Source organism: Kosakonia sp. SMBL-WEM22 (assembly GCF_014490785.1).
In the GTDB taxonomy this organism is placed as follows: Bacteria; Pseudomonadota; Gammaproteobacteria; order Enterobacterales; family Enterobacteriaceae; genus Kosakonia.
In genome coordinates, this window is sequence record NZ_CP051488.1 from 940,044 (window position 1) to 954,511 (window position 14,468).

Sequence of the window (14,468 nt, forward strand, 5' to 3'; positions counted from 1 at the left end):
CAGCAGTGGTATAAATTGAGAGAGTTCTTCTTCTGCCAGTAGGCCGAAGAGCTGAGAATCGGGCCCTTGCGCCTGAACGTTGCGGAGAGTAAAGCATGGCGGGGAATGACCGCGAGCCAATTGGACGCAAGGGGAAACCTGCGCGTCCGGCAAAAGAGAAAATCAGTCGTCGTCGCGTTCGTGATGAAGAGTATGACGAATACGATGATGAAGAGGAAAACGCAGTGCCGAAAAAGGGAAGAGGCAGAGGCAAAAAGCCCCGCGGTAAACGCGGCTGGTTCTGGCTGCTGCTGAAAATTTTCATTGTTTGCGCAGTGCTGTTTGCCATTTATGGCGTCTATCTGGATCAGAAGATCCGCGCGCGTATCGACGGTAAAGTGTGGCAGCTGCCCGCCGCCGTCTATGGCCGTATGGTCAACCTCGAGCCGGATATGGCCATCAGCAAAAATGAGATGGTCAAGCTGCTGGAGGCGACGCAGTATCGCGAAGTGACGAAGATGACGCGTCCCGGTGAGTTCACCGTGCAGGCGAAAAGCATCGAGATGATCCGCCGTCCGTTTGATTTCCCGGACAGCAAAGAGGGCCAGGTGCGCGCGCGTCTGACCTTTGACGGCGATCGCCTGGAAACGATTGAGAATATGGACAGCAACCGCCAGTTCGGTTTCTTCCGTCTCGATCCGCGCCTTATCACCATGCTCTCTTCGCCGAACGGCGAGCAGCGCCTGTTCGTTGCGCGGAACGGCTTCCCGGATCTGCTGGTCGACACGCTGCTGGCAACGGAAGACCGCCACTTCTACGAGCATGACGGTATCAGCTTCTACTCCATTGGCCGTGCGGTGCTGGCGAACCTCACTGCTGGCCGCACAGTGCAGGGGGCGAGTACGCTGACCCAGCAGCTGGTGAAAAACCTCTTCCTGAGCAGCGAGCGCTCCTACTGGCGTAAAGCCAATGAAGCCTATATGGCGCTGATCATGGATGCCCGCTACAGCAAGGATCGCATCCTTGAGCTCTATATGAACGAGGTCTACCTCGGCCAGAGCGGTGATAACGAAATCCGCGGCTTCCCGCTGGCGAGCCTCTACTACTTTGGTCGTCCGGTTGAAGAGCTGAGCCTCGATCAGCAAGCGCTGCTGGTGGGCATGGTAAAAGGGGCCTCGATTTACAACCCGTGGCGTAACCCGAAACTGGCCCTTGAGCGCCGTAATCTGGTGCTGCGCCTGCTGCAACAGCAGAGCGTGATTGACCAGGAGCTGTATGACATGCTCAGTGCCCGTCCGCTCGGCGTGCAGCCGCGCGGCGGGGTGATCTCGCCTCAGCCAGCATTTATGCAGATGGTGCGCCAGGAGTTGCAGAGCAAACTCGGCGATAAAGTCAAAGATCTCTCCGGCGTGAAGATCTTCACCACCTTTGACTCGGTAGCGCAGGATGCTGCCGAAAAAGCGGCGGTAGAGGGTATTCCGCTGCTGATCAAACAGCGCAAGCTGTCGGATCTGGAAACCGCGATGGTGGTGGTCGATCGCTACACCGGCGAAGTGCGCGCGATGGTGGGCGGTGCGACACCGCAGTTTGCCGGTTACAACCGTGCCATGCAGGCGCGCCGCTCTATCGGCTCGCTGGCAAAACCGGCGACCTACCTGACGGCGCTGAGCCAGCCGAACACCTATCGCCTGAACACCTGGATTGCGGATGCGCCGATTTCCCTGCGCCTCTCCAACGGCCAGGTGTGGTCGCCGCAGAACGATGATCGCCGCTTCAGCGGTCAGGTGATGCTGGTGGATGCGCTGACGCGCTCGATGAACGTCCCGACCGTTAACCTCGGTATGGCGGTAGGCTTACCGGCGGTGACGGACACCTGGGAGAAACTCGGTGCGCCGAAAAATCAGCTGAACGGTATGCCGTCAATGCTGCTGGGGGCGCTCAACCTGACGCCGATTGAAGTGGCGCAGGCCTTCCAGACCATCGCCAGCGGCGGTAACCGCGCGCAACTCTCCGCGCTGCGTTCGGTGATTGCTGAAGATGGCACGGTGCTCTACCAGAGCTATCCGCAGGCGGAACGCGTGGTGCCTGCTCAGGCGGCGTACATGACGCTGTGGACCATGCAGCAGGTGGTTCAGCGCGGAACGGGTCGCCAGCTTGGCGCGAAGTATCCGGGTCTGCACCTGGCGGGGAAAACCGGTACCACCAACAACAATGTTGATACCTGGTTTGCTGGCATTGACGGGCGTGAAGTGACTATCACCTGGGTTGGCCGCGATAATAACCAGCCGACCAAGCTGTATGGTGCCAGCGGCGCAATGGCGATTTATCAGCGTTATCTGCAAAACCAGTCGCCGATCCCGCTGGATCTGACGCCGCCGGAGGACATCACTAACCTCGGCGTGGATGATATGGGTAACTTTATCTGCGGCGGCGGCGGCGTTCGCCAGCTGCCGGTCTGGACCACCAATCCAGATGCGCTTTGCCAGCAGAGCCAGATGATGCAGCCGCAAACGGGCAATCCGTTCGATCAGTCGACGCAGCCGCAACAGCAGCAACAGCCGCAGCAACAACAGCCGCAGCAGGAGCAGAAGAGCGATGGCGTAGCGGGCTGGATTAAAGATATGTTCGGCAGTAACTAGTGATAAAAAACCCCGGTTCAGCAGACCGGGGTTTTTATTTTGTCCTTTCTGATACATTCAAATAACGCCGCGTTAAATTCATTTCTTCATGCAATTAACATCCTGCTTTCTCATCCCTTAATTCTTGCCTCTTAAGCCCCGCCGGGCGGCTTTGCGCTTGCTATGCACGGAGCGCTTCGCATGTTATTCTGCGGTCATAATAATAATTCTCGTTTACGTTAACGTTCACTTATTGAATCAGAGATCCACTCATGGCGCGTCCAACAACTGCTCAGCCAGTCACTTTTACGCTGCGTACCGTCGCAGTCGTAGTAGCCACAGCGGTTAGCGGCATGTCTGTTTATGCACAGGCTGCTACCACCCCCAAAGAAGAAACCATCACCGTCACCACCGCCGCGCCGCAAGAGAATGCGTGGGGGCCGGCGGCGACCATCGCGGCGAAACATACCGCGACCGCGACAAAAACGGATATGCCGCTGGAAAAAACGCCGCAGTCCATTTCTGTCGTCACCGCCGAAGAGATCGCGCTGCATCAGCCGAAATCGGCGAAAGAGGCCCTGAGCTATACGCCGGGCGTTAGCGTGGGCACGCGCGGTGCTTCAAATACTTACGATCAGCTGATCATCCGCGGTTTTGCCGCTGATAACCAAAGCCAGAATAACTACCTCGACGGCCTGAAGTTGCAGGGTAACTTCTATAACGACGCGGTGATCGATCCCTATATGCTGGAACGCGTTGAGTTACTGCGTGGGCCAACCTCCGTGCTCTACGGAAAAAGCAGCCCGGGCGGCCTGATGAATATGGTCAGCAAGCGTCCGACCACCACGCCGCTGCATGAAATTCAGTTTAAAGCGGGCAGCAACAGCCTGTTTCAGACCGGGTTTGATTTCAGCGACGCGCTGGATGATGACGGTGTTTACTCTTATCGCCTGACCGGCCTGGCGCGCTCTGCCAATGCGCAGCAGGACGGGAAAAAAGAGCAGCGTTATACCATCGCCCCCTCTTTTAGCTGGCGGCCGGATGATAAAACCAACTTCACCTTCCTCTCCTATTTCCAGAATGAGCCTGACACCGGCTATTACGGCTGGTTGCCGAAAGAGGGAACCGTTGAGCCGCTGCCGAACGGCAAACGGCTGCCGACCAGTTTCAACGAAGGCGCAAAGAACAACACTTACTCCCGTAACCAGAAGATGGTCGGTTACAGCTTCGAGCACGCCTTCGACGACACCTTTACCGTGCGCCAGAACCTGCGTTATGCCGAGAACAAAACCTCGCAAAACAGCGTCTACGGCTACGGCATGTGTTCTGATCCGCTCTACACCGCCAAACCTGCAAACAGCCCTTGTGCCAGCATCGCGCCGTCGCAGTGGAACCACTACCTGACGCGCCAGTATGTGGTTGATAACGAGAAGTTGCAGAACTTCTCGGTCGATACGCAGTTGCAGAGCACCTTCGCCACTGGCGCTGTCGACCATACGCTGCTGACCGGCGTCGACTTTATGCGGATGCGTAACGACATCGACTCGTGGTTTGGCTATGCGGGATCGGTCGCGCCATCGGATATCTATAACCTCGATCGCGGCGATTTCGATTTCGCTGCTCACTCTGGTCCGTCTGGCGCTTACCGCATTCTTAACCGCCAGAAACAGACCGGCCTCTATGCGCAGGATCAGGCGCAGTGGGAGAAGGTGCTGGTTACGCTCGGCGGTCGTTACGACTGGGCGAAGCAGAGCGCATTCGACCGCGATAGTGGCATCACAAAAACGCGTGACGACAACCAGTTCAGCTGGCGTGGCGGCGTTAACTACCTGTTTGATAATGGCGTGACGCCATACTTCAGCTACAGCGAATCGTTCGAACCATCATCTACCGCTGGCGAGAGCGGTGCGCTCTTCGCGCCATCCAAAGGGAAGCAGTACGAAGCCGGGGTGAAATATAGCCCGAGCGATCGGCCGATTGTGCTGACCGGCGCGCTCTATCAGCTGACCAAGAGCAACAATCTGATGGCCGACCCTGCGGGATCGGTCTGGTCAGTCGAAGGGGGCAAAGTGCGTTCACGCGGCGTGGAGCTTGAGGCCAAAGCGGCGCTCTCCGCCAACCTGAACGTGGTCGGCTCTTATACCTATACGCAAGCGGAATACACCACCGACACCACGTTGAAAGGTAACACTCCGCCGCAGGTGCCAAAACATATGGCTTCGCTATGGGGAGATTACACCTTCTATGATGGCGCGCTCTCCGGCCTGACGCTTGGCACCGGCGCACGCTTCACCGGTTCAAGCTTCGGCGATCCGGCGAACTCCTTTAAAGTCGGTAGCGCCACCGTCGTGGATGCGCTGGTGCGTTACGATCTGGCGCGCTTCGGTATGGCGGGCTCCAATGTCGCCTTACACGTTAATAACCTGTTCGATCGCGAATATGTCGCCAGCTGCTTTAACAGCTACGGCTGCTTCTGGGGCGCTGAACGTCAGGTGACGGCAACCGCAACCTTCCGCTTCTAATCTTTCTCTTCGGGCACGGTTCGCCGTGCCCTCTGACAAGTTGGCAACCATGCAGGAAAACAAAACGCTTCCCGATACCACCTTTCAACTGAACGATGTCACCTTTCGCGTGCCGGGACGCACGCTGCTGCATCCGCTGTCGTTGACCTTCCCGAGCGGGAAAGTGACCGGCCTGATTGGTCATAACGGCTCGGGTAAATCGACGCTGCTGAAGATGCTTGGCCGCCATCAGGCACCCTCTGAGGGCGAGATTCTGCTCGACGGGCAGCCGCTGGAGAGCTGGAGCAGTAAAGCTTTCGCCCGCAAAGTCGCCTATCTGCCGCAGCAGCTGCCGCAGGCGGAAGGGATGACCGTGCGCGAACTGGTGGCGATTGGGCGGTATCCGTGGCACGGAGCGCTGGGGCGTTTTGGCGTGGCTGATCGGGAGAAAGTGGAGGAGGCGATTGCGCTGGTCGGTTTAAAACCGCTGGCGCACCGGCTGGTGGATAGCCTCTCCGGTGGCGAACGCCAGCGTGCGTGGATTGCCATGCTGGTGGCGCAGGACAGCCGCTGCCTGCTGCTTGATGAGCCGACCTCCGCGCTTGATATCGCCCATCAGGTCGATGTGCTGGCGCTGGTGCACCGCTTAAGCCAGCAGCGCGGGCTGACGGTGATTGCCGTGCTGCACGATATCAATATGGCGGCGCGCTACTGTGACTACCTGGTGGCCCTGCGCGGCGGCGAGATGATCGCTGAAGGCGCGCCGGAGGCCTTAATGCGCGCCGAGACGCTGGAGCAAATTTATGGTATCCCGATGGGGATCCTGCCACATCCGGCCGGTGCCGCGCCCGTGAGCTTTGTCTACTGATGGCCGCTACTCCTGAAATCAGCCGTCGACGTTTACTGACGGCCATGGCGCTGTCGCCGCTGCTCTGGCAGATGCGCGGTGCGAAGGCCGCGAGCGTCGATCCGCAGCGCGTAGTCGCTCTTGAGTGGCTGCCGGTTGAGCTGCTGCTGGCGCTGGGCGTGATGCCCTACGGCGTCGCCGATGTGCAAAATTACAATACCTGGGTCAACGAACCGTCCCTGCCGGCGTCGGTGATAGATGTTGGCCTGCGTACCGAACCGAACCTCGAACTGCTGACGCAGATGAAGCCATCGCTGCTGGTCTGGTCGGCGGGCTATGGCCCCTCCGAAGCGAAGCTGGCGACCATTGCCCCGGGGCGCGGGTTTACCTTTAGCGACGGCAAAAAGCCGCTGGCGATGGCCCGACGCTCGCTGAACGAGATGGCGCAGTTGCTCAACAAAGAGACGCAGGCGAAACAGCATCTCGCGCAGTTCGATGCGCTGATGAGCGCCACCAAGCCGCGCTTTGCCCGGCGCGGCGACCGCCCGCTGTTGATGATTACCCTGCTCGATCCGCGCCATGTGCTGGTATTCGGTGCCAACTGCCTGTTTCAGGAAGTACTCGATGACTTCGGCATTCGTAATGCCTGGCTGGGCGAGCAGACCTTCTGGGGTAGCGTGGCAGTCGGCATCGATCGGCTTGCCGCCTATAAAGACGCGGATGTGATCTGCTTTGATCACAACAATGAACAGGATATGCAAAAAGTGATGGCGACACCGCTCTGGCAGGCGATGCCGTTTGTGCGCCAGGGGCGTTTTCAGCGCGTGCCGGCGGTCTGGTTCTACGGCGCGACGCTCTCCGCCATGCATTTTACCCGCGTGCTGGATAACGCGCTGGGAGGCCGGGCATGATCCGTCGCTTCTCCCTCTCATCGGCGCTGCTGCTGGCGGTACTGTTTACCCTGGCAGCCGGGCTAACCTGGTACAACCTGACCCTTGCGCTGCCGCGCGCTCAGTGGTCTCAAGCGCTCTTTACGCCCAATATCGATCGTATCGATCAGATGCTGTTTCACTACAGCCTGCTGCCGCGCCTGGCGATCTCACTGCTGGTCGGCGCCGGGCTTGGGCTGGTGGGCGTGCTGTTCCAGCAAGTATTGCGTAACCCGCTGGCGGAGCCGACCACGCTTGGCGTGGCGACCGGTGCCCAGCTCGGCATCACCATCACTACGCTGTGGGCGATCCCGGGCGTAATGGCCGCGCAGTTTGCGGCGCTGGTCGGTGCCTGCGGCGTCGGCGCGCTGGTGTTTGGCGTGGCGTGGGGAAAACGGCTCTCCCCGGTGACCTTAATTCTTGCGGGCCTGGTCGTCAGCCTCTATTGCGGGGCGATCAACCAGCTGCTGGCGCTGTTTCACCACGACCAGCTGCAAAGCATGTTTTTGTGGAGCACCGGTACGCTGACGCAGACTGACTGGAGCGTGGTGCAGCGTCTCTGGCCGCAGCTGCTGGGCGGCACGGTATTAACGCTGCTGCTGCTGCGTCCGCTCACCTTAATGGGGCTGGATGATGGCGTAGCGCGCAACCTTGGGCTGGCGCTGTCGCTGGCGCGGCTGGCGGCGTTAACGCTGGCCATTGCCCTGAGTGCGCTGCTGGTTAACGCGGTCGGCATTATCGGGTTTATCGGCCTCTTCGCGCCGCTGCTGGCAAAGATGCTTGGCGCACGGCGTCTGCTGACGCGCCTGATGCTGGCCCCGCTGATTGGCGCGCTGATCCTCTGGCTCTCCGATCAGGTGATCCTCTGGCTGACGCGCGTCTGGATGGAGGTCTCCACCGGGTCGATGACGGCGTTGATTGGCGCACCGTTGCTGCTCTGGCTGCTGCCGCGTCTGCGCAGTATGAGCGCCCCGGCGATGGATGGCGGGGATAAGATCCGCCCCGAGCGCGGGCATGTATTGTGGTTTGCGCTGGGTGGCCTGCTGTTACTGCTGCTGGCGATGTGGGCGGCGCTCAGTTTTGGCCGCGACGCGCATGGCTGGCAGTGGGCCAGCGGCGCGCTGCTGGATGAACTGCTGCCCTGGCGCTGGCCGCGCATTATCGCCGCGCTGACGGCTGGGATGATGCTGGCGGTGGCGGGGTGCATTATCCAGCGTCTGACCGGTAACCCGATGGCCAGCCCGGAAGTGCTGGGCATCAGCTCCGGCGCGGCGTTTGGCGTGGTGTTAATGCTCTTCTTTGTGCCGGGCAACGCTTTTGGCTGGCTGCTGCCTGCCGGGAGTTTGGGCGCGGCGGCAACGCTATTGATCATTATGCTCGCCGCCGGACGCGGCGGCTTTTCACCGCACCGCATGCTGCTGGCCGGGATGGCACTCAGTACCGCCTTTACCATGCTGTTGATGATGTTGCAGGCGAGCGGCGATCCGCGTATGGCGACGATCCTGACCTGGATCTCCGGTAGCACCTATAACGCTTCCGGTGAGCTGGTGGTGCGCAGCGCGGTGGTGATGGTGGTGCTGCTGGCGTTAACCCCGCTCTGCCGCCGCTGGCTGATGATTCTGCCGCTCGGCGGGGAGAGTGCGCGCTCGGTAGGGATGGCGCTGACTTCGTCGCGTATTGTGCTGCTGCTGCTGGCAGCCGCGCTGACGGCAGTAGCGACGATGACTATTGGGCCGCTCAGTTTTGTTGGGCTAATGGCACCGCACATCGCGCGCATGATGGGCTTTCGGCGTACGATGCCGCATATGGTCATCTCCGCGCTGGTGGGGGGCGTGTTGCTGGTATTTGCCGACTGGTGTGGGCGGATGGTGCTGTTTCCGTTCCAGATCCCGGCGGGGCTGCTCTCGACCTTTATCGGCGCGCCATACTTTATCTATCTGCTGAGAAAGCAGAGCCGCTAAAAAAGTGCCCGGTGGCGCTAGCGCTTACCGGGCCTACGAAGGCAGAGAACACGATTTTGTAGGCCGGATAAGCGTTAGCGCCATCCGGCAATTCCCCGATATCAGCACGATGATTTTGTAGGCCGGATAAGCGCAGCGCCATCCGGCAATTCCCCGATATCAGCAGGGCATTACAGCTTCGCGAATGCGCGCTTCGCGGCGTCGATGGTGTTATCGATATCTTCAACGCTGTGGGCTACGGACATAAAGCCCGCTTCAAACGCGGACGGTGCCAGGTAAACCCCTTCCTCCAGCATCAGATGGAAGAAGCGTTTAAAACGCTCAACATCACACTTCACCACATCCTGATAGCTCGTCACGCTCTGCGCGTCGGTAAAGAAGAGACCAAACATCCCGCCGACATGGTTCACCACCAGCCCGATGCCTGCTTCCTGCGCGGCGTTCAGCAAACCTTCCGCCAGGCGAGTTGTCAGATCGGTCAGGGTAGAGTGAATGCCCGGCTGCGCCACTTCGTTCAGACAGGCGAAGCCCGCTGCCATCGCAATCGGGTTACCGGAAAGCGTGCCCGCCTGGTAGACCGGCCCGGTCGGTGCCAGTGCTTCCATCACGTCGCGGCGACCGCCGAAGGCACCTACCGGCATGCCGCCGCCGATGATTTTGCCAAGGCAGGTCAGATCCGGCACCACATCGTAGTAAGCCTGGGCACCTGCCAGCGCGACGCGGAAACCGGTCATCACCTCATCGATAATCAGCAGCGCGCCAAACTCGTCGCACAGCGCACGCAGGCCCGGCAGGAACTCCGGCAGCGGCGGGACGCAGTTCATGTTGCCTGCGACCGGCTCAACGATGATACAGGCGATCTCCTGCGGATACTGCTCGAACGCTGCGCGTACCGAGTCGAGATCGTTATAGGTGCAGGTGAGAGTGTGTTTGGCGAAATCCGCCGGTACGCCGGGTGAGTTCGGCTGACCGAGGGTTAACGCGCCGGAACCCGCTTTCACCAGCAGGCAGTCAGCGTGGCCGTGGTAGCAGCCCTCGAATTTGATGATTTTGTCGCGATGGGTAAAACCGCGCGCGAGACGGATAGCGCTCATCGTCGCTTCGGTGCCGGAGTTGACCATACGCACCATATCCATCGTTGGCACCAGTTCGGTCACCAGCTCCGCCATTTTCACTTCCATCTCGGTCGGCGCGCCGAAGCTCAGCCCGCGGCTGGCCGCTTCAATCACCGCATTGCGGATCGCCGGGTGGTTGTGGCCCAGCACCATCGGTCCCCAGGAGCCAACGTAGTCGATATAGGCTTTGCCGTCGGCATCGTACAGATAAGCCCCGTCAGCGCGCTCGATAAACAGCGGCGTACCGCCAACGCCGGTGAAGGCGCGTACCGGTGAATTGACCCCGCCAGGGATAAGCTGTCGCGCTGTATTAAAGAGGTTTTCAGACTTACTCATGCTTTCATTCCTGGTTGCTGGAAAAAATCGTTGCCGCTCATTCTATGTGATTACCGGAAGCGGATGAAAGTTTTGCCGGGAAGAAGGACATATTTTGCAGGGATTTTGCCCGCGACGCGGCGGCAACGGGTGGCTACAATACTCCTTTTGTATGACGTATCAGAGCCGATGTCAGAAAACACTCCCTCATTTGAACAGCAGCAGGTTGAACGACGCCGACGCAGAGATATTCTGCGCCGAATGCTGCAACGTGATAAAACGCCGCTGGCGATCCTCGTGGTGGCAGCCGTAGCGGGAACGCTTACCGGGCTGGTGGGCGTCGCCTTCGAAAAGGCGGTTAACGCGGTGATCAACCTGCGCATTGGCGCGCTGGCGCAGGTGGCCAACAGCGCGGTTGTCTGGCCGCTGGCCTTTATCGCCTCGGCGCTGCTGGCGATGATTGGCTACTTTCTGGTACGCCGCTTCGCGCCGGAAGCGGGCGGCTCCGGTATTCCGGAGATCGAAGGCGCGCTGGAGGATCTGCGCCCGGTGCGCTGGTGGCGCGTGTTGCCGGTGAAGTTTTTCGGCGGCATGGGCACGCTGGGCGCGGGCATGGTGCTGGGGCGCGAAGGGCCAACGGTGCAGATTGGCGGCAACGTCGGGCGAATGGTGTGCGATCTCTTTCGTCTGCGCAGCGGTGAAGCGCGCCACACTCTGCTGGCAACCGGCGCGGCGGCGGGGCTCTCTGCGGCTTTTAACGCGCCGCTGGCGGGCATTCTCTTTATCATTGAGGAGATGCGCTCGCAGTTTCACTACAACCTTATCTCCATCAAGGCTGTCTTTACCGGCGTCATTATGTCGAGCATCGTCTTTCGCCTGTTTAACGGTGAAGCGGCGGTCATTGATGTCGGTAAATTGAGTAATGCGCCGGTAAATACCCTGTGGCTCTATCTGCTGCTGGGAATGGTGTTTGGCTGTGTCGGCCCGCTGTTTAACACGCTGGTGCTGCGTACCCAGGATCTGTTTCAGCGCCTGCACGGCGGTAAGACTGGAAAGTGGGTGCTGATAGGCGGTCTGATTGGCGGAACCTGCGGCGTGCTCGGCCTGATGGCTCCCGCGCTCTCCGGCGGCGGTTTTGCGCTGATCCCTATCGCGTCTGCCGGGAATTATGGCCTCAGCGCGCTGCTGTTTATCTTTCTTATCCGCGTGGCGATGACGCTGCTCTGCTTTAGCTCCGGCGCGCCGGGCGGTATTTTTGCGCCGATGCTGTCGTTAGGCACCGTGCTCGGCATGGCCTTCGGCGCGGCGAGCATGGCGATTTTTCCCCATTACCAGCTCGATGCAGCGACCTTTGCCGTCGCCGGAATGGGGGCGTTACTCGCCGCTTCGCTGCGCGCGCCGTTGACCGGGATCGTGCTAGTTTTGGAAATGACTGACAATTATCAGCTTATTTTGCCAATGATCATTACCTGCCTTGGTGCGACACTGTTAGCCCAGTTTTTGGGCGGTAAACCGCTCTATTCCGCCATCCTGGCACGTACGCTTGCCAGGCAGGAGGCCGCCGCTGAGCGTGCGCTGCCGCGGGAGAGTACTTGAAGGATTTACTACCCTAATGGATAATAGCCGCCATGATCGGGTCAATATTTGCCCAGGTCGACGTATTAACGGGAGCAAGACATGAGTGATGACGTAGCGCTGCCGCTGCAGTTTACCGACGCAGCAGCCAATAAAGTAAAAAGCCTGATCGCGGACGAAGAGAACCCTAATCTGAAACTGCGTGTCTACATCACCGGTGGTGGTTGCAGCGGCTTCCAGTACGGTTTTACCTTTGACGATCAGGTTAACGACGGCGATATGACCATTGAGAAGCAGGGCGTTGGCCTGGTGGTTGACCCAATGAGCCTGCAATATCTGGTGGGCGGTTCGGTGGATTACACCGAAGGTCTGGAGGGGTCCCGCTTCGTGGTGACTAACCCGAACGCGACCAGCACCTGCGGCTGCGGTTCGTCGTTCAGCATCTGATTACGTAAAATGCCGGGTAATACCGGCATTTACTCCGCTTTTAACGGCCCGCTTCATCCAGCGCAAAGGTTGGCAGCTTCAGGTGCCAGCGGATCGCCGCCAGGCGAATTACCAGCGTGACCCCCATTCCTACCATACTCGCTGACTCCAGCGGCACGGCAAAAGCGTAGAACGCTGTAGCGTGGACGATCCCCCCTGCAATACAGGCCGTGGCGTAAATTTCGGTGCGCAGGATCATCGGTATTTCGCGTGCCAGAACATCACGGATAATGCCGCCGCCAACGCCGGTCAACACGCCCATACAGATCGCCACCAGCGGGCCGGTACCAGCGAGAAATGCTTTATTGACGCCAATACCGACAAACACCGCCAGACCAACCGCATCCAGCACAGGCAATACCCACTTTGGCAAGCGGCGCGGCTGGCGCACTAAAATAATGGTTAGCATGCAGGTGACCATCGCCACCACCAGGTCGGTGGGATCTTTCACCCAGAAGACCGGCCCATGCGCCAGCGCCATATCGCGTATGGTGCCGCCGCCGACCGCGGTGACCACGCCCAGCACCAGCACACCGAAGGGATCCATCCGCAACTTTCCGGCTAGCAGAACGCCTGAGATGGCGAAAACGGCGGTGCCGATAATATCCAGCCAGTAGACCAGCATGGTTCATTCCCCGATTATTTCACCTGCGCAAGGGCAGAACAGAGTTGTTGAGCGGCGAGGATAATACGCGGGCTCGCCCGTTCAAACCAGTCATCGTGCAGAGAAATAATTGGCACATTCAGCTGGTCGCCCCAGAACGCTTTTACGCGCGTTTGCGCCTTCTCTTCACCCGCGATGATAATTGCCTGCGGATGGCGCGCCAGCACCTGTTCACGGCTCACCTGCGGCCACGGTACACGGCTTTCGGTAAAGATATTCTCCCCGCCGCACAGCGCCACCACCTGATGTTGAATCGATCCTTTCCCGCTGGTGAAGAGCGGCTGAATGCCGAACTGCATAAAGACACGTTTTTTCGGCTGCGTCGCGTAGCGAGACTTTAAGGTTTCATAGGCGCTCGTCAGCTGCTGCGCGGCCTGTTCCGCCTGCGCGGGCTGCGGGCTGTACGGAGCGAGCTGGCGTAGCGTCTGGGCGACCTCTTCAATGGAGGTGGCATCAATCCACATCACGTGGATGCCAAACTTTTTCAGCTGATCGACCTGACGCTCCGCGTTGCCTCCGCGCCAGGCCAAAACCAAGTCGGGCTTCAGGGCGATAATGCGTTCGAGATTAACCCCTTGCCAGCTGGCTACCTGCTCAATCTGCGCGGCGGCGGGGGGATAGTCGGAGTAACTGCTGACGGCAATGGGCGTGATACCGGCAGCAAAAGCCAGTTCGGTATTGGCCGGAGAGAGCGAAATAACGCGCGGCGCAGCGAAGAGCCACGCCGGCAGAAACAGAAGCAGGGCGGCGAGCGCCCTGAAAAGAGGATCACCCACGTGCCAGTTTCTGCACCAGGGTTTCAACCATCAGGCTGGACTGTTTTGCCGCCACTACCAGGAACTCATCAAAGCTCAGGTGAGACTGCTGGTCCGCCACGTCGGAGATGGCGCGAACCACCACAAACGGCACGGCAAAGTTGTGGCAAACGTGAGCGATAGCGGTCGCTTCCATCTCTACGGCAACCGCCTGCGGGAAGTTGTGGCGGATTTTCGCCAGGCCAACAGAACCGTTGATGAACGCATCGCCGCTGACAATCAGCCCGCGCACCGCGTTCAGGTTCAGCTCGCCGATGCAGGCTTCTGCCGCCAGCACCAGCTTCTCATCGGCTTTAAAGCCCGCCGGGCAGCCCGGCAGTTGACCATACTCATAGCCAAAGGCGGTAACGTCCGCATCGTGATAACGCGCTTCATCAGAGACCACGATATCGCCCACTTTCAGCGTCGGGGCCAGGCCGCCTGCGGAGCCGGTATTGATAATCACATCCGGCTTGCAGTGCTCCAGCAGCAGAGTTGCGCCCATCGCGGCGGCAACTTTACCAATACCGGACTTGAGCAGGGCCACGTCAGTGCCATTCAGCGTACCGGTGTAAATTTCGCTTCCGCCAATATTCAGCGTCTGACGGTTTTCGATTTTGTCACGCAACAGCGTAACTTCTTCTTCCATTGCACCAATGATGCCAATTTTCATGGAGATACTCG

General features: G+C 59.6%; 11 protein-coding genes. 7 read left to right on the forward strand and 4 right to left on the reverse strand.

What is annotated here, in order from left to right:
* Positions 1 to 95: 95 nt before the first annotated feature.
* The 5 genes from mrcB to fhuB all read left to right on the forward strand — a co-directional run bounded on the left by mrcB (position 96) and on the right by fhuB (position 8,835).
* Positions 96 to 2,618 (forward strand): bifunctional glycosyl transferase/transpeptidase, encoded by a 2,523-nt coding sequence (gene mrcB / locus HF650_RS04480; protein WP_187801353.1) that lies wholly within the window; start codon positions 96 to 98, stop codon positions 2,616 to 2,618.
* A gap of 251 nt (positions 2,619 to 2,869) precedes the next feature.
* Positions 2,870 to 5,119 (forward strand): ferrichrome porin FhuA, encoded by a 2,250-nt coding sequence (fhuA, locus tag HF650_RS04485; RefSeq protein ID WP_187801354.1) that lies wholly within the window; start codon positions 2,870 to 2,872, stop codon positions 5,117 to 5,119.
* A 49-nt stretch (positions 5,120 to 5,168) separates the two neighbouring features.
* The gene (gene fhuC / locus HF650_RS04490) at positions 5,169 to 5,966 is read left to right on the forward strand and encodes a Fe3+-hydroxamate ABC transporter ATP-binding protein FhuC (RefSeq protein WP_187801355.1); all 798 of its coding nucleotides are present in this window, start codon (positions 5,169 to 5,171) and stop codon (positions 5,964 to 5,966) included.
* Complete coding sequence (gene fhuD, locus HF650_RS04495) at positions 5,966 to 6,856, forward strand: Fe(3+)-hydroxamate ABC transporter substrate-binding protein FhuD (protein WP_187801356.1); 891 nt, start codon at positions 5,966 to 5,968, stop codon at positions 6,854 to 6,856. Before fhuC ends, fhuD begins: the two co-directional genes overlap by 1 nt.
* Complete coding sequence (fhuB, locus tag HF650_RS04500) at positions 6,853 to 8,835, forward strand: Fe(3+)-hydroxamate ABC transporter permease FhuB (protein WP_187801357.1); 1,983 nt, start codon at positions 6,853 to 6,855, stop codon at positions 8,833 to 8,835. Before fhuD ends, fhuB begins: the two co-directional genes overlap by 4 nt.
* A 170-nt stretch (positions 8,836 to 9,005) precedes the next feature.
* Here fhuB and hemL read toward each other — a convergent pair whose 3' ends face one another.
* The gene (gene hemL, locus HF650_RS04505; RefSeq protein WP_187801358.1) at positions 9,006 to 10,286 is read right to left on the reverse strand and encodes a glutamate-1-semialdehyde 2,1-aminomutase; all 1,281 of its coding nucleotides are present in this window, start codon (positions 10,284 to 10,286) and stop codon (positions 9,006 to 9,008) included.
* 168 nt (positions 10,287 to 10,454) lie between these two features.
* Between hemL and clcA the strand changes: the two genes are divergently transcribed.
* A complete protein-coding gene (gene clcA, locus HF650_RS04510) occupies positions 10,455 to 11,861 on the forward strand; it encodes a H(+)/Cl(-) exchange transporter ClcA (RefSeq protein ID WP_187802607.1) in 1,407 nt (468 codons plus the stop codon).
* An 81-nt stretch (positions 11,862 to 11,942) separates the two neighbouring features.
* The gene (gene erpA / locus HF650_RS04515) at positions 11,943 to 12,287 is read left to right on the forward strand and encodes an iron-sulfur cluster insertion protein ErpA (protein WP_187801359.1); all 345 of its coding nucleotides are present in this window, start codon (positions 11,943 to 11,945) and stop codon (positions 12,285 to 12,287) included.
* A 40-nt stretch (positions 12,288 to 12,327) separates the two neighbouring features.
* On the opposite strand, the gene HF650_RS04520 is transcribed toward erpA, so the two are convergent.
* The 3 genes from HF650_RS04520 to mtnN are packed head-to-tail and all read right to left on the reverse strand — an operon-like array spanning position 12,328 to position 14,457.
* Positions 12,328 to 12,951, reverse strand: coding sequence for a TRIC cation channel family protein (locus HF650_RS04520; protein WP_187801360.1), 624 nt, complete (start codon positions 12,949 to 12,951; stop codon positions 12,328 to 12,330).
* A 14-nt stretch (positions 12,952 to 12,965) separates the two neighbouring features.
* A complete protein-coding gene (btuF, locus tag HF650_RS04525; RefSeq protein WP_187801361.1) occupies positions 12,966 to 13,766 on the reverse strand; it encodes a vitamin B12 ABC transporter substrate-binding protein BtuF in 801 nt (266 codons plus the stop codon).
* A complete protein-coding gene (gene mtnN / locus HF650_RS04530) occupies positions 13,759 to 14,457 on the reverse strand; it encodes a 5'-methylthioadenosine/S-adenosylhomocysteine nucleosidase (protein ID WP_187801362.1) in 699 nt (232 codons plus the stop codon). The genes btuF and mtnN overlap by 8 nt, the downstream gene beginning before the upstream one ends.
* Positions 14,458 to 14,468 lie beyond the last annotated feature (11 nt).